Genomic DNA, 22207 nt, shown 5'->3' with positions numbered 1-22207 from the left:
CAGAACCATATTTATACATTTTATCACACATTGGGCATGGCGAAGGTCATCAATTATTCGGCTGCAAACCGTTTATTCTTTGACCGATCCGATCATGGCTCCCTTTGCAAAATATTTCTGTATAAATGGATAGGCCGCAATAATGGGCGCCACAACGACAATAATCGTCGCCATTTTCAGAGAATCACCAGTTAGCTGTATCCTTTCGAGCATTTGAAACTGGGACGAGCCTGCCGCCTGCATCAGGGACTCCCGAATGGCATCCTGTTTGGTTAGCATCTCCTGCAGCAAGGTGGATAACGGTCTCAGCGATGCGGTTCTGACATAAAAAGCCCCTGTGAACCAGTCATTCCAATGACTCACCGCCGTAAACAAGGAGATTGTTGCCAGCACAGGCTTACTTAACGGCATGATGATTCGCATGAAAATGCCGAAATCGCTGCAGCCATCCAGTTTCGCCGACTCTTCCAGACTGATGCTGATCTGCTGGAAAAACGTCCGCATGATGATCAAATTCCACGCGCTATACAGGCCCGGAAGAACATAGACCCAGATGGTGTTCGTCAAATGCAAGCTTTTGAGCAGCATGTAATAAGGAATAATGCCGCCGGAGAACAGCATGGTAAAAAAAACCATCAGCGTAAAAAATCGGACGCCCGGCATCGTCTTGCTTTTTAGCGTATACGCAGCCATGGCGGATAGAAATACGCCGGCAATCGTACCCAAAGCCGTACGAAATATAGAAATGGCAAAGGCTCTGCCGATATTAGCCGATGTGAACACTTCACGGTAATTTTCCAGTGTCCATACGCGGGGCCAGAAATAGATGCCTCCTCTTTCGGCGTCCTTACCAGCGTTAAAGGAAAGCGCCAATATATTCAGAAATGGAAGCACGATGGACAAGCACAGGAGAATAATCAGGGCATAATTAACGAACTTAAATATTTTCTCGCCTGCCGAGAGCTTATAGAATTCATTTCCCACGTTAATCTCTCCCCATACTAGAAGTGCGCTCCCGCTATTCCTGCGGAAGCGCCAGCCTCCCAACTCAGCTTTGGACTATTTGAGAATAACTTTCGTTTTAGGATCGCTGTCTTTTTTCTGAAGCAGCGCTTCAAATTGATCCAAGCCCGCTGCCTGCAGCTGCTTTTTCGATGCATCTAGAATTTTCTGCGCTTCATCCATGCTTTTGGCGTAAAATGCACGAATGATGCTTTCATTATAGTTGGTTAAAGCCGTCTTCAACTCATTGCCCGTTGGAAGCTCGTTAATGAAGGAGAGCGGGCGATAACCATCGTTGATATTGGCGTTTTTCTTTTTCTCATCGTAGCCCCAGTAGTCGGCAATTTTCAGCGGTGTCTCATTAGCTTCCGGAGAGACGCTATCAGCATACTGCATTTCGCCGAAATCACCCAGCCTGTTGATATCCGTACTGCCGAGATAACCTCCCCAGCCATTGCCTACGCCGTCAAAGCCCAATTCTTTGGCCGCCTTCGGATCTTTGTTGCGAAGCTCCAGCACTTCTTTTTTGACCAATGGATTGCCTTTGGCATCCAGCGTATAGTCCCGCCCTTCCAGACCGTACTGCCAGATCAGTTTCCCTTCGCGACTAGCCAGGAAATCTGCAAATTTGACGACGTCTTGCGGATTTTTCGTTGTTTTTGGAATCGACCAGGCCATATACCCGCTCTTATAATCAACGTTCATCCGGTAAGTTCCATCCACAGAATTAATAGGCCCTAGCGGGATGTAGCTCATATCTTTATTGAACTCCAGATAGTTATGCATATCGCCGATAATACCAAATGATCCGTTAATGGCTCCTTCCGTTGCTTTGTTTTCCTGCATGGCGTAATAATCCGGCACCATCAATTTTTCCTTCAAAAGCTTCTGAACAAACTCAATGCGCTTTAGCGGATATTCCGTTTTGCTTTCATGAACAATTTTACCGTCCTTATCCTTGTCGAAACCTTGATCAATGGCCCCCCAGGTTAAACTGCTGAATAGCGTGCCGTTCTCATGGTTGCTGTTTCCCCAGTAGCGAGGACCAATCGGCGTGATATCTTTACCGTTTTTATCCTTGAAGTTGCCTTCTTTAATCTTCTGGGCGAGCTCATACACTTGATCGGTTGTGTTAATCTTCCGTGGATCAACGTTCAGCTTCTCGGCAATGTCTTTACGGATATAAGGGCCGGAAACATACTTGCGTTCTTCGTAGCCGCCTTCTCTTGGGACGTTCATATGGACAAAATAGCTGGAGCCGTTAAATTCCGGCCGGAACATCACACCGTTTTTCGTATCCAGCGGTAAATACTTATCATCCAGGTACTTGCTGAACACCTTGGTTCCTTTTATAAGAGGAGTTAGATCGGTTAACATGTCTTCTTTGGCGGCTTTCAAAATGACGGGCATTTCCGGGCGGCCGCTGTTGTTCAGATAATAGACGATGAAGTCCGGCAAATCATTGGAAGCCAACCCTGCAATGAGTCCATCAATCGCATGCTGTGAATTTACACCCTCCATTTGCAGCGTAATCCCTGTCATTTCCTTCACTTTTTTAGCAATTTCCGGATTGATATCTTTCGTTATGTCATCGCTGTCAATAAACAGTAGTCCTTTAATGGTTCGATCTGCAATCCAAGTTGCGGGCTTACCGCTGCTGACTGTAGATGGAGATGTCGTAGAAGCCGTGTCCCCTCCTGCCGCAGGCTGAGTGGAGCTTTCACATCCTGCTAGCAGCAAGCTTGCCGCCAAGGGCATAGTCACCCATTTAACCCATCTTTTGCTCATCCCATACTCCCCTTTTCCATTAAATATTATGAAAACACCTGGCGGTGATCTTCAACACATCCTCTGTCGAAAAGCGAAAGATTTCTGGTATCGCTACCATATTGACTCATCAAAGAACTTTTTTGAAGCCCGATTCGCAGCCACAACAAGAATCAATCCGATAATGCCTTGCATTAAACCAACAGCTGTCGCATAGCCGTACTGTCCATTTTGAAGTCCTACCCGAATGATGTAGGTATCTAGAATATCTGCGAGTTCCATATTGCCAGGAGTACGCATGAGATAGATTTGATCAAACCCCGCCTGCAAAATGTTGCCTAGCGATAAAATAAACAGAATGGAAATCGTTAATCGAATACCTGGCAAAGTAACGTGCCAGATTTCGTGCCACTTATTAGCGCCATCTATTTTTGCGGCCTCGTGCAGTTCAGGATTAATGCCTGCTATAGCGGCCAAATAAATGATAGAATCCCAGCCAATGCTTTGCCAAATATGGCTGCCGAACATGAGAGAATAAAAGTACTTGCTTTCCATCATGAAAAACGTACTTCCGTCTCCGCCAAAAAATCGGATCCCTTCATTGAGCAGTCCAGTATCTGGAGCAAGTATCCGCTGCATGAGGCCGATCACGATAACCCATGAAAGAAAATGCGGCAGATACGAAATGCTTTGGGCGATTCCTCGGAATCTCCGATGTCTGATTTCATTAAACATTAGGGCAAGCAGAATCGGAAAAGGCAATCCCACGAAAACTTTAATGCTGCTAATAATCAATGTGTTTTTAATCAGTTTCCCGCTTTGATAGTCGTTAAAAAATGCCTTGAAATACGTGAGTCCCACCCATGGACTGCCCAGTATCCCCTTGTTAAACTGATAATTCTTAAAAGCCAGCATCAATCCGCCCATAGGGATATACGAGAAAATAACGAAAAATACAAGACAGGGAAGGAGCATGAGGTACATAATCTTGTGCTGTCGTATTCGTTTTCCCAGATCAGCATTTCTCTTCTTCACCGCAGCGCCGACACTAGCTTGCGGCAGATTCGTTTCCATGTCATGACCACCTTCCTAAGACATTCTCATTTTTCTGGTATCGATTCCAGATTGTTGTCAAATAAAATCCTCATGACGAGGATTAGGTGTAGGAAAGCGGTTTCTGGAATCGCTTCCATATGGAACTAATCTCAGTATAGATGAGTTGGTTATATTTGGCAATGACTTTTTTAGTTAAAAAAGCCCATATCCATCCAACGTTCGGACCAACACAGGCTTCTCGCTTACTTCCCACTCTTCACTTCTTCGAGCATGGATAAATCAACAAACTTGCTGAGATCCAGCTCATTTTCCTTAATGCCCTTAATATATCGGGCAGCAATCGAGACCCTTGCCATCTCTTCCATCACTTTGACATCAACATCAGTCGTGAGCTTCAGTCGGCTAAGCGAGGCTTGGATCAAGCCTTTGTCCATTCCTTTGCCGCTATACTGCTTCAGCTGGTTGTTGATGAGCTCATAGGCTTGCTCCGGGCTGTTCTGAATGAACGCGATACCGTCCATATTGGCTTTAATCGCGCCCTTGACCATATCCCGGTGGCGCTGGATCATCGGATCGCTCGCCACCATAATGACTGTCGGGTAGTCTCCGTTATTCGGCGGGATTGCCTGCCAATCGACGACGACCTTGCCGAGCCCGGCCTTTTCGATCTGCGTCCCCCATGGCTCGGGAACGAGCGTTGCGTCAATTTCCTTCTGCCGGAAGGAAATCAGCGCATCCGACGGGGAGCGCACGATGAGATGTGCGCTTCCCGCTTCTCGACCTAAAGAGATGCCTTCTTGCTGCAGCAGCATCCGCAGGGAAATCTCATTCGTATTCCCTTTAGACGGGATCGCAATCGTTTTATCCACCAAATCTTTAACGCCATTAATTCCTGCGCCATTACGGGCAACAAGAACCGCACCGCCATTATTGGAGCCGGAAACGACCCGATAGTTCCCGCTTTTCAGAAAAAAGGTTGTCGCAGGTCCCGGACCTACGAACCCTATATCAATATCACCTGTCGCCATCGCAATCGATAAGTCAGAGCCGTTATCGAAGGCCGTGACCTCGATCTTCACGTCATCGCCCCACTCTCGGGCGAAATAGCCATTTTCGAGTGCGATATAGGCTGCGGCATGCGTGACATTTTTAAAAACACCAACCCTGACCACCTGCGGCTTGCCGGAAGCTGTAAGTTTCTCCTCGCAGGCGCTCAGCATCGTAATGACGAGCAAAAGCAGCAGCAGCATCCATGCTTTTTTTCTCATGCGATCCGCTCCCTGCTAAGATTTCGAGCCGGCGAGGCCGTAGCGCTCCAGCACTTTATCTTCCAGTTTCTTAAAGCAGAAGTGGTCAGAGACCGTACCCAGTACAGCGATAATGATGACGATACACAGCATCAGCGAAGTGTCGCCTAAATTACGCCCATCCTGCAGCAGTTGGCCGAGCCCCGCCCCTTTGGCGATAAGTTCCCCGGCAACAAGGGCGCGCCAAGCAAAAGCCCATGCCGTACGAACCCCGTTGATCAAGTGCGGGAAAGCCGCTGGAATCATGATCTGCACGAACATTTTATACCCGTTGCCTGTTCCCATCGTCTGTGCAGCACGCAGGTAAATTGGAGGAATGTTTTTGATCCCTGTGCGGCTTGCCAGCGCCATCGTCCAGGTCGCACCAAGCGTCGTAATGAAAATAACCGAGGATTCGTTAAGACCGAACCATATAATAGCAAAAGGCAGCCAAGCAATACTAGGAATCGTCTGCAGCGAAACGACCAGGAAACCAAGCGTATCATCCAGCAGACGGTATCGTGCGAATAAGAAACCTAATGTCGTCCCAATGGCAAGCGACAAGGCGAAGGAAACCAACAGCCGGATCATACTGGCCAAAGTCGCTGCAAGCAGCTCGCCATGCACCAATCCGTCATAAAAAGCTTGCAGCGTCTGGGTCGGAGAAGGAAATTTCCAGCCCCAATTAAACAGCCTAAATCCCGCCTCCCAAGCTATCAGAAGCAGTACCAGAAAAATCGTTCTTCTTAATGCGGTACTCATCGCCCGTCTCCTCCCTTACCACCTTCTCAAGCTCGTCCGCCAGCGCGTCCATGGCCGCATTCTCCACATGGTGCAGCAGCGGATCTGCAGCATCCCGGGGTCTTGCCGCCTGTACGGTGAATTCCTTCTTAATCGTACCAGGGCGTGTGGACATGACGACAACGCGATCTGAGAGGATAACGGCTTCCCGAATGTTATGGGTGATGAAGAGAATCGTTTTACGCGTCCGCATCCAGATTTCTTCCAATTCCTTATGCAAAATAAGGCGGGTCTGCTCATCCAAAGCCGCAAACGGCTCATCCATCAGCAGGATCTCGGGATCCATCGCCAGCGCTCTCGCAATCGCCGCCCGCTGCTTCATCCCGCCGGATAGCTCATGCGGGTAACGATCGGCGAAGCGGCTGAGATGCACCGCTTTGATCTGCTCCATGGCGAGCTCGTGGCGCTCTTTTTTGGGAATGCCCTTCTGCTTGAGGCCAAAAGCCACATTGTCCAGCACAGTAAGCCACGGAAACAGACCGTGCTCTTGGAACACGACCACGCGGTCGGCTCCAGCGCCGGTAACCTTTTTACCCTTCACTTCAATCGTGCCTTCACTTTGCGTATCGAAGCCTGCAACGAGGTTCAGCACCGTCGATTTCCCGCAACCGGACGGCCCCAGAATGGAGACGAATTCTCCCTTTTTTATCGTTAACGTGATATTGTCCAGCGCCTTATAATTGCCGCCGATTCGCTGTACGAACGTCTTGCTGACACCTTTTATCTCGATCAAAATGCTTCCCCCCACTCGGGTATATCCCGTAGTCGTTTCCCTTAAAACAGCATCTTTAATCCTGCCAGACCAAGCCCGATGATAAATCCGCAGATCGCACCGTTGACACGAATCCACTGTAAGTCCTTGCCAATCTTATCTTCCATCAGCTGAGTCAGCTTCTCGTTATCGAATTTATCCAGGTTCTCTTTGACAAGTTGACCGATTTTGCTATGATTTTTCTCCAAATAAGAAGCAATTTGCTCCTGCACCCAGATCTCGCCGCGCTGCAGCAAAGCTTCGTTCTCCTTCACGGATGCAAGCACATTCCGAAGGATCGGAACGACATGGACAGGGACAAAATCAGGCTGGTCCACAAACTCTTCAGCTCTAGCTTTCAGACGTACAAGAAGTGCAGACAGCTTCGCATCCATTTCGAACATATCCGGCAGCTTCGTTTTGAGTGATTCCAGCTCGGCCAAAAGCTTCGGATTTCTCTCCAGCTTATTCAGTTCATTGCGGATAAATGAAAGCACGGCCTCTCTACGCGGATGCTGTTTCATGCGCATTTGCTCAATGTAGGAAAGCAAGAAATTCTGGATAATGCCCCCGATTTTCTCCTCATTGACCATCCCGATGAACGCATTCACGGCAAACGCCATGAAGCCATTGGATTGCAGCCCCTCGAACGCCTTAAGCGCCATAGCCCCAAGCTGATCGCGGGTCTCTGCTTTAAATGCCCAAGCTTCCACTTTATCGAGGACAAAATCAAACGTCTTGCCGTCATAACCGCCATCCTTGACCGTATCGACAAGCGCGCGAACCAGGCGGCTCGTATCCACGTCCTGGAGCGCTTTGCTAATCTCATCCGCCAGCAGCGGTGTTAATTTTTCAAGATCAATAGCGGATAACGCTTGTTTGGCAAGCGTACTCAGGCCTTTGTGAAGCGCCTCGCTATCCAGATGGCTTTCCGCCAGCTCAAGCCCTCTTTCCAGAAAACGAATTTGCTGCAAACGGGCGCGGATGGTTTCTTTGGAAAGCAGCTCATTTTGAACCGTGGAGACAAGGGCGTTCGTAATTTTCTCGCGATTCTTCGGCAGCAGCGCCGTATGCGGAATCGGAATGCCCATCGGGTGACGGAATAAGGCGCTAACCGCGAACCAATCTGCCAAACCGCCCACAACCCCGGCTTCGAAGCCGCCTTGCAGGAAACCTCCCCACACCGTGGAAGCTACAGGAAGTGTAGCCAAAAAACCTGCTCCCATCACACCTAAGGAGACCGTTGCTATATACTTTGCTTCTTTTTTCATCGTCATAACATCTCTTTCTTTCTCGATTTTCAATCGCTATTCGTTCTATTTTACCACAAATTCCGACGAAAGCTGTTCTCGAACCTGAATCTGTTGAATACACTTCGGTATGTGAAATATCGGCAAGGCTTGACCCGAAGTTAAGAGACCTAGGAGGAACCTTTCCATGAGCCTGAATGAAACCATTACGCCTTGGCAGGAACATTTGTTTTGGGTTGAAATCCTGCAGGATCATGCCATTTTTGTGGACGAGGCGCTTGCCAATGAAGAGGTGCAATGGATCGGGATTGCCAAACGGTACATAGCGGCATTCACCGAACTGCGCAACCGTATTTTGAAAACAGATCCTTCCCTCCCGGTCTCCTCGGAAACCATGATTCAGCTCTCTAAAGACATATACCCCGTTGCGCATGGGTACTACCAGTTTGAGGGCTTTATGCAGCATTTACGCATAGAAAATAAGATCGTAATTTCGCTGACGCCTGTGTATTTCAACGGAACTTTATTGGAAAACGGCGAGTATCTGCGGATTTTGCACGCTTGGATGAACGGTGTGCCTTACGAGCCCCTGCCGCTTGTTGCGCTGATGGAGATGTGGCTGGAGGATCAACTTGGACATACCGTGCTGCTGGGCAATCATTTGGATCCCACGGAAATGGAGCTGCTGAAAAGCACCCAGCAGTACGCGCAGCAATTCAGCGCCCATATCGTCAAAAACACCGCCATCCGCGGGTTCCTCCGCTTCACAGCACCGGGTTTCCCGGTTCAGCAGAAGTTCGCCAGACAAGTTGCAGAGACAGTGATCGGCTTCTATCGACTCGTCGAAGAAGTCATCCGCGAATATCAGGATACGGAGCTGCTTAGCCGCCTGACCTTGCGTTTCCTTGAGCACCACCTGCCGGAAACTTGCTATTTCTTGCATAAGCTGGCTAATTACAACGTGGAGATTCTTAGTTTGCCGAATTGTCCGCTGACGAAGCCGTCCTTTGAGTGATGGAGGTGGCGCCTAGCTGGAAAAAGACAAAAAAAACCGTCAGGCTCTTTATTCTTAGCCTGGACGGTTTTTTATAATGAAATTAGCAGGAACAAATGGAGCAAATTTCATCATGCGTCGATCAGTCGATCGATTGAGCTGGAAAAAATACTGTTAATTCGAGCACATTCACCTACTTTTGGGGTTCCATTGGAATTTAGCTGGAGCAATTCCAGTTATACCTCCAAGTTGGCTTCATCCGTGTGAAATTAACGGGAGATTATCCCGTTAACAGCCAAACCCGAAAGTCGGCATCGCACGCCGCTTCCTACCTCAAAGCAAAGCAATTACCGCTCACCCTCCCACTCGGCATAAAACTGCTCAAGGTACTGCTCCATGAAGCGGTGCCGCTCCTCCGCAAGCTTGCGCGCGTAGGCGGTATTCATCAGCTCCTTCAGCTTAAGGAGCTTCTCGTAAAAGTGATTGATCGCGGTGTCATTTCCCGCGCGATATTCCGCTTCCGTCAGCTGCTCGCGCGCCATGACGGAGGGATCATGAATCGGGCGGCCCTTCCAGCCCGAATAAGCAAATACGCGCGAGATGCCTACCGCGCCTATGGCATCCAACCGGTCGGCATCCTGCACGACCTGGCCCTCAAGCGTGCGCATCGGAGGCCGCGCGCCGCCCTTGAACGACATCGTGCTGATGATCTCCAGCACGTGATCCACGGCGGCCGCCGGCGTACCGCTGGCGGCCAGCCATGCTTCCAGCTCGCGCTGCGCAGCGGCTGGATCGGCGTTCAGCTTCTCGTCGACGACGTCGTGAAGCAGCGCCGCAAGCTCGCAGACGAAAGCGTCGGCGCCCTCTTGGGCGGCGATGCGCTTCGTCGTCTGCACGACGCGATAGATGTGCCACCAGTCGTGGCCGCTGCTATCGCGCTCTAGCTTTTCCTTCACGAGCGCCTCCGCCGCGAGTAAAATGCTCTCTTGTTGTTCTATCGTCAAGTGTTCTCCATCATGCGGTATCATTTCTTCTTTTTCCTCTTTCCTTCACCTGTTTTACTTTCATCCATTGTAGATGCCGGTTCTCCCTCAACGGGTGGCATATCCTTCTCTCTGCCTTCGGAAGCAGTATATTTCTGGATAATTTTCTTAAAATTTTTCCCATATTTATCTTCGAGCTTCGCGCCCATATCCTGCTGCAGCTCGTGAATCACCACATCACGCCAAAAACTATTGAGCAGCAGCTCAACCATCGCTGGATGCTCGGTCAACATCGCAAGTGTCGGCTCATCGCCGCCTCTTGTACCGACAATGGCCAGCTTGCGGTCGATCAGCAGCGTAAATTTCCTCCCGCTCTGTTCATTCCACGTAGCATCACGTTTATGCGAGAACTGCTTTACGCTGCTTAGCAGAGCCGCATCTCCGATCGCCGAAACAAGCAGGCGCACACCTTGTGCGGGTACTTTCCGCAGTTCTTCCTTCAGCAGCTGCGCTTCCTGCGCCCAAAGATCGCAAAGGACTTCCTCCTTCGCTTTCCTCAGCTCTGTTCGAATACGATCAAGCACCTTCGTGTCGCCTTCCAAGCTGAAATACTCCGACCGGTGCGCACCTTGCTTCGGCATGTGCTCTTTCACGTAGCGGATTGACGCTTGCAGCTCCGCCTCAACACGATCGCCGATCTCCTCGATCGGCACGCTTTGGTAGTGCGTCGGCTCACCGTGACTGGTGAGCACGGCGCCTTTCTCCGCAAGCTTCTGGAGCGCGGAGTACACATTCGAACGCGATACGCCAAGCTGCTTGGCGATTTCATAACCCGTCTGTGTGCCGCTTTCGGCAAGCACATGCAGGCACTTGGCTTCCAAGTCGGTGAAACCGAGATTTTTCAAATGCAGGTGGATATCCTCCATGCCAGTTCCCCTTTTCATAAGCTGCGATAAGTTCATGTTTTCGATATTGTAACATGATTTCTTCCTCGAAGTCGTATAGTCCTTCCTTGCCGGCCATCACAGCAAAAAATGTTCATTCTCAATATATTCTCAATTATATATTGACAATGATAATCATTATCAAATAATATGAAGATGGTTGGTAACAGCAGGATATTTACAAGATGACTACATACCTATAAAAATATTACGTGGAGGGATTCCCATGCCAAAAATCATTATCGTTTACGCCAGCATGTCAGGAAATACGGAGGAAATCGCTGAAGAAATCGCAGCAGGTATACGTGAAGCAGGCATTGAGCCTGTAGTGAAATCCGTCATGGATGTGAGTGGTGTAGATCTCGTGAACTACGATGGTATTCTGCTTGGAGCTTATACATGGGGCGATGGCGATTTACCAGACGAATTCGAAGATTTCTACGATGAATTAGAAGATCTGGATCTAAGTGGACGCAAATCCGGTGCTTTCGGTTCCGCTGACTCCTCCTACACACACTTCGGTGCAGCTGTAGACACAATTGAGGAGAGACTTGCCGAAATTGGAACTGAGAAAGTGTTTGACGGTTTGAAAATCGAATTTAATCCGACTAGCGAGCAAAAGAAATTATGTCGTGAACTAGGCGCAAAATTCGCTGCTGCTGTCGCTGTTTCGGCCTAATACATGTTGGCGGGCTTTGGCATTTCGCTGGGCTCGCTTCTCATTGACACTCCCACCAATGTTGCACTTTTTACAATCAAATTGATTGTTTTTAGCACCACGTTCGCTTTTCGTTGTACAATGTGCAATTATTTTAGCTAAAATCGTCCCATTCACCGCCATTTGGCTGATTACGTTGTACTTAGTACAACGAACTGCTCTTCATTCTGCAAAAAGCACCACTTTCACTGCAAAAAAGGCAACGAAGCTCTCCAAGCCGCTCAATTGGGCTCCAAACAAAAAGGATCGGAACCCAGCTGCTTCGCTGCTGCTCCAACCCCTATCTACAAAGTCTCTACTTCGGCCATTTCAATATACGGCATACTCTTTAACTCTTCATATACTTCAGATGCATACTTACGGTCAATGAAAACAATGAAATTGAGTTCCTGCAGCTCATGACTCAACTCTTTGATGTGTACACTTTTCATTCTATACCCTCTAGCAATAATGTCCTTGATGATATGCGTTAAACTACCCTCATGGGATACGATGAGCTTGACCCGCAGATCCTTCATCAATAGCGGTCTTGGCCCCATTTTCTTAATATAATACGGCAATACCACGACACTCACCATAATTAGCAGCAGTCCCACAAACGCTTCAACAAAAAAACCTGCACCAATGGCAATTCCCAGTCCAGCCGCTCCCCAAATCATTGCCGCCGTCGTTAGTCCAATAATGACATCATTATGCTTCCGAAGGATGACTCCTGCACCAAGAAAGCCGATTCCGCTAACCACCTGCGCTGCAAGCCGCATAGGATCCATGACATGAAGCCCTGGAACCGCATATTTATTCGCAGATTCAATAGATACTATTGTTAGCAAGCAACTGCTTAAACAAATGACTAGAGAGGTTTTGAGTCCAAGAGGTTTATTTCTGATTTCTCGTTCTAGGCCAATAATTAAACCGAAGATAGCTGCAATTCCTAATTTTATTAAATCATGCATGTCTACAGTTACTAGCATCGTTGTTGTCTCCCCTATTCTAGATGTCATTTACAATATATTAACATTTAAACCTCATAGATATATAGGTATAGATGTTTTACTTTTTAAGAAAAAACAAAAAGGCTCGGTTAGAGTTCGTACTCTTTCCAAGCTTATTCTAGTTTTCATGGTTACCTGCATTTCATAATTCTATCCTCTGATTCACTCCTAACCCCAAAATAATATTGACCACAAGTCATTTTATTGTTATAAATGTACTTATATAATGTTAATCATTAGGTTTTTATTGTACTTCCATAGACCACGTATCAAATATCCTTACTCATTCGAACCGCTCAAATCAAAAAGTTGACCAAAAGTCATACTTCATGCAATATCAGATCTTATACACCATTAATAATTAGGGGGCTCAATCATGGCTGCTCGTTCAAAACAACCGAAAGACGATATCGTAAGAACAACCGGAAAATTCGTACATAAAACGGGTTTTCTAGTCATCCTGACCGCCGTTGCGCTCGCAGGCTGCTCCAACGAAGCCCCATTATCTACCGCAACAACAGCTGAGCATGCGGCCGAGGCAGCGATCAAGCCTGTAAAAACGGCTAAGGTTGCCACACAAGCATGGGCAGGTGCTAAGACACTCACAGCCGACGTGGTTCCTTCATTAGAGTTGAATGTCGTGCTCAAAGTGGATGGCGACGTGAAGTCCGTCCTGAAGAAACGCGGGGAACAAGTCCAAAAAGACGATGTGATCATTGAGCTGGATAATAAAGATTTGCTTCGCCAAAAACAAAAACTGCTTTATGCCAGAGCCAGTCTTGAAGAACAGTCGTCCAAAGCCAAAAAAGATTGGGATGACGGCATTCTGGAGTTAACCAACAATATTGCCATAACCCAGCAGTCCTTGGACGATGCCAACAAGCAGTATAACCGGATTCTGAATGATTATGACACCGGACAGGCAACGAAAGATCAGAAAGAGCAAATGGAATCTCAGGTCAAACCGTTGAAACTTAATCTTCAAACTTTACAGCAAAAGCTTCAAACGCTTCAAAACACGCAACCGCTAGCCGCCATCCAATACCAATTGCAGGCTAACGATATTGATTTACAGGATGTTGATGTCAATCTCGCTTATTTTGAAGTCAAGGCGCCTGCGTCCGGACTTTTGACCGAAATGCCTATTGAAGAAGGAATGACGCTGGCCAGAGGACAAAAAATCGGCGTCGTGCAGCGGCAATCACCGATCAAAATCCGCGCTGAAGTAACGGAAGCGGACTTACCGCTCGTGCAGGGCAAACCGAGCCTGTCCTTTCAAACGTCGGACTCACCAGATACATATGAAGGTAAAGTGATTTATTTGGCGAACACGGCCAATACCCAGACGAAAACCTATTCACTGGAACTTGAAGCCGCAAATGAAAACGGCCGCCTCAAACCCGGCATGCGCGTGCAGCTTCAACTGGCTGGAGGAGGCGAACAGCAGGTCATCTCCGTGCCGGCGGGCAGCATTCTACGCGAAGATGGCGAGCCGTATGTATTCATTTTGAATAGAGACCATGCCGAAAAAAGGACCGTCAAGCTCGGCCGCAGCAAGGATGACATGACGGAAATTACACAAGGGTTAAAGGCAGGCGAGATATTGATCGTCTCCGGTCAGTACCAACTTAAACATATGGAGAAAGTAGCGCCCGGCCAGTAGTTTATGATTTTCTAACTGGAACAGCTGGACAGAAGGAGTGAACCCGCTTGATTGCCAAACTGATCAAATATCAAAAGATTACCCTGCTATTCTTTGTCGTGCTCGTGATGCTGGGCGCCTTCAGCTTTTTATCGTTAAGCCAGCGTGAGAATCCGGAAATCACAGTATCCATGGCTACAGTAAAAACGATCTATCCCGGCGCTTCACCCGAAAAGGTCGAGCAGCTCGTCACCAAGCCATTGGAAGAGGAAATTAGAAAGATGGAGTCCATCAAGTCGATCGATTCGACTTCCTCTACCAATGTGTCCCTCATAACTGTGGAGATGCAGCCCGGAGTCGATAACAGCCGTGCATGGGATACGCTCAGACAAAAGGTGCAGTCAGCGCAAGGCAAGCTGCCCGCAGAAGCGGATCAGCCCGTGATTGATGATGATCTAGCCAAGACTTCTGCGCAAATCATTCACTTAATTGTGGAAAACCCATCTGAGCTGGAGTCCTTGCGGTCCATTTCTACAACATGGAAGGACCAATTGCGCACAGTTTCCGGTGTCAGTGATGTTGAAATTGTTGGGCTTCCCGATCAGGAAGTGAAGGTGATTCTGGACAAGGAGAAGCTCGAAAGCCTGCAGCTTCCTTGGACCCTGGTTATGCAGGCGCTCACCACCTCGCACGACCGCACACCGATTGGGAATGTGGTTGCCAATAATAACAACACTTATGTTCAATTAACCGGCGAATGGAAGTCCGCCAACGATATTGCCGATACGGTTGTTTACCGCCCTGCAGGGCAAGGCAATTCGCTGAGCATTAAAGATGTCGCTGAAGTTAAAATAGGCCCTAAGAAAACGGAAGAGGAGGTCTTCTATCAAGGAAAACCCGCCGTTGATGTTGTCATTTATCCGGCTAAAGGACAAAATATTCCAACTTTGCAAGATGGGATTGATGCAAGGGTTTCCGAATTGCAGGCTCAGCTCCCTGCGCATGTGACGATGGTTTCGTTATTTACGCAAAAGGAGAACGTCGATCATCTGTTTGCCGATTTGTCGCGGGAAATGTTGATCGGGATGGCTGCGGTACTCGTTGTCTGTATCTTGGGGCTCGCTTTCGGAACGTCGATTATTGTCGCACTCGCGATTCCCGTTTCCATCGCGCTCGGCTTCCTCCCGATCAGCATGACGTCCATCGATCTTAATCAGATCTCCATTGTCGCGCTGGTCATTGTACTTGGTATTCTTGTCGATGATGCCATTGTCGTTAACGATAATATCGAACGCAGATTGTCTCTGGGCGATTCTCCCCTGGACGCCTCGTTGAAAGGCAGCCAGGAAGTTGCGGTTTCGATTCTTACCGCAACGATTGCTACGGCAGCCGCTTTTTTCCCACTGTTTTTCTTAAAAGGAAATATCGGGGACTTTATCAAGCCGATTCCCGTCGTCGTTAGCTTAACTTTAGCCGCGTCGATGGCCATGTCATTAACCATCATTCCGATTTTCCGCAAATGGAGCAGCGAACGCAGTCTCCGCAAAGGAGTCTCAGCTCAGAATAAGCTGCCTGGACTTTTGGGTAAGCCTATATGGCTCCTAAGCGAGTTCTATGAAAAGCTCATTCGCCGGCTGCTGCGAAAACCGCTTTTAACTGGAATGATAGGCCTTGTCATCGGTACGGCCAGCTATGGGCTTTTGCCCTTTCTAGGCGTTCAGTACTTTCCGAGCGCGGAACGAAGCGAATTTTTGCTTGATGTGAAAATGCCCGTGAACGCCGACTATAAGCAAACCGCCGATATGATGACAAGTTTATCGGTTTGGGCGGCTAAGCAGGACGGGGTTCAGTCTGTTTCTACCTATGCCGGTAGGACAACACCTAAGTTTTACTATGCGGAAACCGCTAATGTCGGAACAAGAATAGGCCAGCTATATGTCAAGGTCGACGAGTCCCGAACCCAAACTGGCAAGCTTGTTTCCGAGTGGCGAGATCAACTTAAGCGTATATATCCGGACATCGAGTTACTGCCCAGAGAACTGGAACAAGGCCCTCCTGTCGGTGCGCCGATTGCCGTTCGAATCAGTGGCCCGGATTTGAGCGAACTAACATCGCTTTCCAAACAGCTGCAAACGATACTGAAAAACATCCCGGGCACGACTAACGTCTCCGATAGCGTCGGTGATGAAACCTATACCGTAGATCTGCAGCTCGATCAGGAGAAAGCACGTTATTACGGCGTCACGGAGAAGGATTTGTCGGGAACCGCCCGACTCGCAACCGACGGAATTGAGGTTTCCAAATTGCAACTAGGCAACGAGGATATTCCCGTTACCTTATTCAGCAAGGCCAACCAGATGACGTCCGACGAAACGATTGGCGAACTGCTCGTTCCTTCGCAATCCGGGCAACTGTATCCAATCAAGCAGTTCATCAATGTGCAAAACGACCGAATGATCACCTCCGTGCAGCATCGCAATCTGGTACGAACGATTACGGTAAGAGCTTATACGGACGGAAGATTGCCGGCAGATATTGTCACCGAGCTGCAGCAACAAGTAAATAAACTGGAAAAACCTAACGCCTACACGATTGAATTTGCAGGCGAGAACGCTGATCGGAACGACGCCTTCACCTCCATCGGCAAGCTTTCAATTGTTGTTGTATGCCTCATTTTCATCATTATTGCAATTCAATTCTATTCATTGTCGATACCGTTCCTTGTCATGATGACTGTTTATTTGGCTATGGGGGGAGCTTTAATCGGTTTATTCATAACCGGTGCGCCAATTGGATTCATGGCGCTCATGGGCTTTGTCAGTCTGGCGGGGATTGTCGTGCGCAACGGCATCGTGCTGGTTGAGTTTATCGAAGACGCCAGACATCACGGCATGGCCTTGCACGATGCCATTGCCGAATCCGGCCGTGCGCGGCTTCGCCCCATACTCATGACGTCTGCTACCGCAATCAGCGGCCTCCTGCCCATGGCGATCATGGGAGGCAGCCTATGGCGGCCGATGGCTGTCGTCATCATCTCAGGGCTTATTGTCTCCACGATCCTTACGCTCATTATCGTCCCTTCCTTCTATTTGCGGCTAGCTCTGTGGAGAGATAAACGCAAGCTGAAGCGGAAGGCGGCGACAGTGACAAACCCTCCGTCCCATGGCGGAACAACTTCTCTATAAATTCCAAACACAAAAAGACTGCACATGCCCCACATCCGGGAGCAATGGCAGTCTTTTTCTTCTATATAAAGCTAAATCCGGAACCGGTACCCCGCACCCCAGATTGTCTCAATATACTGCGGATTCGAAGGATCCTGTTCAATCTTCTCGCGCAGCTTGCGGATATGCACCGTAACGGTCGCGATTTCGCCCATGGCATCCATCCCCCAGAGGAGATCGAACAGCTGCTCTTTGCTGTACACGCGATTGGGATTCATCGCCAAATGCGTCAAAAGGTCGAATTCTTTGGTCGTAAACACGACCTCTCGCTCATTCACAAATACGCGGCGCGCCGTTTTATCAATCATTAAACCGCGAATGCGGACCTCATCGTTTTTCGCTTCTCGCCGCCCCATTAACCTTTCGTAACGGGCCAGATGCGCTTTGACTCTTGCCACCAATTCGCTGGGGCTAAACGGTTTGATCATGTAATCATCCGCGCCGAGGCCCAAGCCGCGGATTTTATCGATGTCTTCCTTTTTCGCGGAAACCATCAAAATCGGAATGTCCTTTTCGCTGCGAATGCGCCGGCATATTTCGAAACCGTCGATTTTCGGCAGCATCAAATCAAGAATAATCAGGTCATACTCCGTCGAGAGCGCAACCTGCAGCCCTTTGTCCCCACTGTTCTCGATGTCGACCTCGTAGCCGCTAATTTCCAGGTAATCCCGCTCCAGCTCGGCGATGCTTTGTTCATCCTCTATGATTAAAATCCGGCTCATTCCTGACTCTCCTCCTGCTTGTTAAGCGGTAATGCCATATAAACGGTCGTCCCCTGTCCGATCATGCTGGTTGCGCCAATACGTCCGCCGTGCTCTTCCATGATTTGTTTGGCGATCGCCAGACCCAGCCCGCTTCCCCCGGTCGCGGTGTTGCGCGAAGGGTCCGCCCGGTAAAACCGGTCAAATATATGAGGCAGTGCCTCTTCGGATATGCCTTGACCAGCATCTTTTATTTGAATGACGGCGTTACCGTCGATTTCTCGGAGTGTTAAGGTGATGCGGCAATTGCCTTCATCACTGTATTTGATTGCATTTTCGATGATGTTCAGCAGCACACGCCGCAGCTTATCGCGGTCTGCCGTTACGAGCAAAGGCTCATCTGGCAATTCCGCCAGCTTGAACTGTACGCCTTTTTTCTCCATATCGAATTGCAATTCTTGCGCGCAATCCTGCACATACTGGCCTAGATCCACGGTTTCGAACTGAAACGGGACTTTCCCCAAATCCAGCTTGGAAAATAAAAAGAGCTCGTCAATCAGTCGATCCATATCGGCCGCTTTCGTGTAAATCGTTCGAATATACTTCTCCAGCTTATCCGGAGAGTTCGTGACGCCATCCATAATACCGTGGGCATATCCTTTAATGGCGGTAACCGGCGTCTTCAGATCATGCGAAATATTAGAAATCAGCTCTTTGCGGTTTTCTTCATATTGCAGCTGAAGGTCAACGGATTTCTTGAGCTTGCGCCTCATTTCCTCAAAAGCTCTGCTGAGCTCCCCGATTTCATCATCGGACTGCTGCACCACTTCAAAATCCAGATTGCCTTCTTTGATCTCCTCCGCCGCTCGTTTGAGCGCCTTCAGAGGTTTAATGATGCTGCGAGAAACGAAATAGGTCAGCACACCGTTCGTACCCACAAGGATGAGGATGAATGTCAAAACAACCGATTTGGAAAACTGGTGCAAATATTTCTGAAAGGGGCCTCCATCCAAGAATACAAAAACGGATCCTTTACTTTGATCGGAAAACAGGAAATCCTGCTGCCGAGTTATCCACAGGGAACCCTGATTGCGCTGAAATTGGCCTGATGAGGTACCATAAGCGGGAAGTTTGGAGCTGTTCTGCGCTTCGCCCTCTTTCAAATAGGGAGAGCTATACGTGATTTCTTTATCCTTGCGGATGATAATGCCCATATTGATTTTATGAAATCGGTCCTCCAAATCCTGAATAAACACGGGATCGAGGAACGCGTCGGGTTCGGTTTCCGTTTTTGCTTTCATGTAAGCGACGTTCTCGAGTTCTTGTTCAACGACGCGTTTGATCGGGTTGCCTTGGGAGAAGTCGACCTGAAAGCCGGACTTCAATGTGCCGAACGTTGCGATGGAGATTAGAATCACGGCTAGCCCCGATAGGACGAGAGGTACAAGCAGCATGGCAATGTATGAGAGTACCAGCCGTAAGCGAATCGACATCGTGCTCAGATCTCCTTTTTATCGAACAAATAAAAACCTGCTGTAAAAAACAATATACTACACGCTATCAAAAACATAAAGATGCTGCTCACCTTGCCAAGCGCCATGCCGCTTCCAATCAGAAGCATATGCCAGTCTGTGTACGCCGTAGGCGAATAAGTGGCGATTTGCGGGATGAAAAAGGCAGCCACCTTAAACGCCAAATAAAGAAGTATGCTCACCGTCAATGCAGAAGAGGAGCTGGAGAAGAACTGTGCCAGAAACACAGCGGCAATGCTGAGCACAAGCAGTGGCAGAAAGGCCGCACCATACGCGAGGAACCAATTCATCACTGCGCCAAAGCCGCCAAAGTGCTGGAAAAATAGCGCTGAGATAACGGATGCCAGCAATCCGGCAATTAAGTACAGCGCAATAAAAACACCAAGCGCTATCTGCTTGGAAGCGAACACTTTGAACCGCGAAATGGGCCGCGTCAATGTGATCTTCATCGTACGGTCGCCCATCTCACCCGAGAATACATCGGCAGCTCCCATGAAAACGAATAACGGCAGAAAAATACTCGTTAGCAGCCCCAGCATGATGATAGGAAAATCCTGCGAGGCAATTGCTCCGATTCCGATACCGCTTTGAAACTGCGATAACAGCAGCCCTGCCAGGAGCGGAAGCAGCAGCGTAACCGCAAGGAAAAAGATCGTTTTTTTCTTGGACGTTATTTTGACCGTTTCGTTCCAAACGTTGGCGGTTAGGCTATGCATGCGCAGCGAGCCTCCTTACTTCTTTAATTTCGCGCAGATACGCTTCTTCCAGCGTCGCGCTTCCTTGCGCAATCTCCGACACAAGACCCTCACGGACAAGCCGTCCTTGATGGATGATGCCCATGCGATTGCACATCAGCTCCATTTCATGAATCAAATGGCTGGAGATTAGAAAGGTGATGCGCTCTTCTCGCGCCAGGTGCATAATAATTTCGCGGATATGAACCATCCCCTCGATATCCAGTCCGTTCGTCGGCTCATCGAGTATGAGCAGTTCCGGCTTCGACAGCATCGCTGCCGCGAGCCCTAGCCGCTGCTTCATGCCCAGCGAGTACCCCGCTACCTTTTCCTTTTGAAAAAGGGTAAGTCCGACGATCTCCAAGACTTCGTCTATGCGATGCTTATCGATGCCCGGGTAAAATCTCGCGGCCAGCTCCAAATTCCGTCTGCCGCTCATATAGGAATACGCTTCGGCGGTTTCGATCAGGACGCCTACCTTGGCCATCGCCTGCTCATAGTGCGTTGACACAGGATGGCCAAAGAGTTTCACTTCTCCTTGCTGCGCTCTGGCAAGGCCGGTCATGATCTTCATGACGGTCGTCTTTCCGGCGCCATTGGGTCCGAAAAACCCATAAATGTCGCCTTGCTGCACGGTCATATTCACCTCGTGGATACCACGCAGGTTATTGTAAATTTTCGTGAGACGATTGATTTCTACAACAGGCTTCATGCATTAGCCGCCTTTCAAGATAATAAGGAGGTGGGGGGTGCCCCTGCCTCCTTCCTTTTTCCCCTTAGTTTCTGTGGTGGGACTTCTCAGGGTCGATCTTGACGGTTTCCAGCTGCTTCCCTGTCAAATCTACCGTATCCGGCGTTGTCGAGTTCAGGCTGGACAGTGTCATATCCACACTCAATACGACGTTGTGTGCTGCACCTTGTGCATCTTTACCGGAAATATGAATTTGTGCGGTTTGATTGGTAATATGATTATCGCTGTCCACGCTGGCGTTCACCTCAACTTCATCCATTTTGATGTCGGAAGTTAATTGCGGTAGGCTGTTTTTGAGTGTCGTCACATCAACACCAAGCGTATCTGCCTTGGATGGCATTGGCCGTTGACTATTTTCCATCGTAGCATGCTTGATAGCCAGCGAGCCGATCGTGTTGACAACCGGAGAAATTTGGCTGCCTGACAATTTGAAATGAATCTCCTTCACGTTGCCTGCCGCTTCATCCATGGTGACATAGTTTTTGAGATTGCCGACAAGGGCGTCAACCACATTTTCCACTTCGCTAACGACTTGAGGGTCCGGTGTATGCTCTGCGCCTTCATGATCTTTGAATTTGCCGCCCATGCCCTCTCCTTCCAGCACTTTGTACACATCGGAATCATTTGTTTTTATAATTTGTTTGCCGTCTTGGTTGTAGAAATGAATGGTTTGTTCGTTCGTGCCGTTATTCACGGTCACTTCTGCGCTTCCTGCGTGATTCTCACCGCTGCTTTTAATCGTGGATTTTACGTTAAGCAATGGAGCTCCGTTATCCTGCAGCGTCACGTTCACTTGGCGTGTTACATTGTGCACGGTTGCCGTCTGTTTCACGGCTGATTTAAATGTCTCATACCCGGGCGCATCGCCCACACCGGCGTAAACCGACGTCACCAGCATCATGCTGCCTACCGCCACGCCTAATCCTATCATTGCTAATTTCTTATTCATACCTGCCTGCCTCCGCGTCTTCTAACGCTTTATCTAATTTGGATGCGTTCCCCGCTTCCATGTATTCATCTTATCCCCCCGATCTTAATTGCCTCTAAAACACCTATTAACCTCGCCTAAAACAATTCTT

Annotated in this window: 19 protein-coding genes; 4 read left to right on the top strand and 15 right to left on the bottom strand. The window is 48.8% G+C overall.

Features of this window, described 5'->3' with window-relative positions; translation table 11 throughout:
- Nucleotides 1–72 precede the first annotated feature (72 nt).
- The 7 genes from AC3WTJ_RS14925 to AC3WTJ_RS14895 form a co-directional block, all read right to left on the bottom strand.
- Nucleotides 73–984, bottom strand: coding sequence for a carbohydrate ABC transporter permease (locus tag AC3WTJ_RS14925; protein ID WP_127453624.1), 912 nt, complete (start codon nucleotides 982–984; stop codon nucleotides 73–75).
- A 75-nt stretch (nucleotides 985–1059) separates the two neighbouring features.
- Nucleotides 1060–2790 carry an extracellular solute-binding protein gene (locus AC3WTJ_RS14920; RefSeq protein ID WP_492522439.1) on the bottom strand — a complete coding sequence of 577 codons (1731 nt, stop codon included), beginning with the start codon at nucleotides 2788–2790 and terminating at the stop codon, nucleotides 1060–1062.
- Nucleotides 2791–2883: 93 nt separating this feature from the next.
- Nucleotides 2884–3843: an ABC transporter permease gene (locus AC3WTJ_RS14915; protein WP_492522438.1), complete on the bottom strand. Its 960-nt coding sequence runs from the start codon at nucleotides 3841–3843 to the stop codon at nucleotides 2884–2886.
- 224 nt (nucleotides 3844–4067) lie between these two features.
- Nucleotides 4068–5093, bottom strand: a complete 1026-nt coding sequence (locus AC3WTJ_RS14910) for an ABC transporter substrate-binding protein (protein ID WP_492522437.1) — start codon at nucleotides 5091–5093, stop codon at nucleotides 4068–4070.
- Nucleotides 5094–5108: 15 nt separating this feature from the next.
- The gene (locus AC3WTJ_RS14905; protein ID WP_407869581.1) at nucleotides 5109–5873 is read right to left on the bottom strand and encodes an ABC transporter permease; all 765 of its coding nucleotides are present in this window, start codon (nucleotides 5871–5873) and stop codon (nucleotides 5109–5111) included.
- Nucleotides 5806–6645, bottom strand: coding sequence for an ABC transporter ATP-binding protein (locus AC3WTJ_RS14900; RefSeq protein ID WP_492522436.1), 840 nt, complete (start codon nucleotides 6643–6645; stop codon nucleotides 5806–5808). Before AC3WTJ_RS14900 ends, AC3WTJ_RS14905 begins: the two co-directional genes overlap by 68 nt.
- A gap of 41 nt (nucleotides 6646–6686) precedes the next feature.
- Nucleotides 6687–7934: a DUF445 domain-containing protein gene (locus AC3WTJ_RS14895; RefSeq protein ID WP_492522435.1), complete on the bottom strand. Its 1248-nt coding sequence runs from the start codon at nucleotides 7932–7934 to the stop codon at nucleotides 6687–6689.
- Between the two features lie 166 nt (nucleotides 7935–8100).
- Between AC3WTJ_RS14895 and AC3WTJ_RS14890 the strand changes: the two genes are divergently transcribed.
- The gene (locus AC3WTJ_RS14890) at nucleotides 8101–8928 is read left to right on the top strand and encodes a DUF2935 domain-containing protein (RefSeq protein ID WP_492522434.1); all 828 of its coding nucleotides are present in this window, start codon (nucleotides 8101–8103) and stop codon (nucleotides 8926–8928) included.
- A gap of 326 nt (nucleotides 8929–9254) precedes the next feature.
- On the opposite strand, the gene AC3WTJ_RS14885 is transcribed toward AC3WTJ_RS14890, so the two are convergent.
- Together AC3WTJ_RS14885 and AC3WTJ_RS14880 are read right to left on the bottom strand one after the other, a co-directional pair.
- Entirely contained in the window at nucleotides 9255–9911 is a 657-nt protein-coding gene (locus AC3WTJ_RS14885; protein WP_492522433.1) for an HD domain-containing protein, read from the bottom strand.
- Between the two features lie 20 nt (nucleotides 9912–9931).
- Complete coding sequence (locus AC3WTJ_RS14880) at nucleotides 9932–10816, bottom strand: TrmB family transcriptional regulator (RefSeq protein WP_492522432.1); 885 nt, start codon at nucleotides 10814–10816, stop codon at nucleotides 9932–9934.
- 244 nt (nucleotides 10817–11060) lie between these two features.
- Between AC3WTJ_RS14880 and AC3WTJ_RS14875 the strand changes: the two genes are divergently transcribed.
- Nucleotides 11061–11513 (top strand): flavodoxin, encoded by a 453-nt coding sequence (locus AC3WTJ_RS14875; protein WP_127453647.1) that lies wholly within the window; start codon nucleotides 11061–11063, stop codon nucleotides 11511–11513.
- 323 nt (nucleotides 11514–11836) lie between these two features.
- Here AC3WTJ_RS14875 and AC3WTJ_RS14870 read toward each other — a convergent pair whose 3' ends face one another.
- Entirely contained in the window at nucleotides 11837–12523 is a 687-nt protein-coding gene (locus AC3WTJ_RS14870) for an MgtC/SapB family protein (RefSeq protein WP_492522431.1), read from the bottom strand.
- A gap of 397 nt (nucleotides 12524–12920) precedes the next feature.
- Between AC3WTJ_RS14870 and AC3WTJ_RS14865 the strand changes: the two genes are divergently transcribed.
- Nucleotides 12921–14207, top strand: coding sequence for an efflux RND transporter periplasmic adaptor subunit (locus AC3WTJ_RS14865; protein ID WP_492522430.1), 1287 nt, complete (start codon nucleotides 12921–12923; stop codon nucleotides 14205–14207).
- Between the two features lie 47 nt (nucleotides 14208–14254).
- A complete protein-coding gene (locus AC3WTJ_RS14860) occupies nucleotides 14255–17371 on the top strand; it encodes an efflux RND transporter permease subunit (RefSeq protein ID WP_492522429.1) in 3117 nt (1038 codons plus the stop codon).
- Nucleotides 17372–17442: 71 nt separating this feature from the next.
- On the opposite strand, the gene AC3WTJ_RS14855 is transcribed toward AC3WTJ_RS14860, so the two are convergent.
- The 5 genes from AC3WTJ_RS14855 to AC3WTJ_RS14835 form a co-directional block, all read right to left on the bottom strand.
- A complete protein-coding gene (locus tag AC3WTJ_RS14855) occupies nucleotides 17443–18132 on the bottom strand; it encodes a response regulator transcription factor (RefSeq protein WP_326060775.1) in 690 nt (229 codons plus the stop codon).
- The gene (locus AC3WTJ_RS14850; protein ID WP_492522428.1) at nucleotides 18129–19604 is read right to left on the bottom strand and encodes a sensor histidine kinase; all 1476 of its coding nucleotides are present in this window, start codon (nucleotides 19602–19604) and stop codon (nucleotides 18129–18131) included. Before AC3WTJ_RS14850 ends, AC3WTJ_RS14855 begins: the two co-directional genes overlap by 4 nt.
- A gap of 5 nt (nucleotides 19605–19609) precedes the next feature.
- Entirely contained in the window at nucleotides 19610–20359 is a 750-nt protein-coding gene (locus AC3WTJ_RS14845) for a DUF2705 family protein (RefSeq protein WP_492522427.1), read from the bottom strand.
- On the bottom strand, nucleotides 20352–21089 hold the full coding sequence (locus AC3WTJ_RS14840; protein WP_492522426.1) for an ABC transporter ATP-binding protein: 738 nt from the start codon (nucleotides 21087–21089) through the stop codon (nucleotides 20352–20354). Before AC3WTJ_RS14840 ends, AC3WTJ_RS14845 begins: the two co-directional genes overlap by 8 nt.
- 64 nt (nucleotides 21090–21153) lie before the next feature.
- The gene (locus tag AC3WTJ_RS14835) at nucleotides 21154–22077 is read right to left on the bottom strand and encodes a hypothetical protein (RefSeq protein ID WP_492522425.1); all 924 of its coding nucleotides are present in this window, start codon (nucleotides 22075–22077) and stop codon (nucleotides 21154–21156) included.
- Between the last annotated feature and the right edge of the window lie 130 nt (nucleotides 22078–22207).

Source organism: Paenibacillus sp. FW101-FHT12H11, from assembly GCF_058790355.1.
This window is presented reverse-complemented; position numbering and strand designations above follow the sequence as displayed.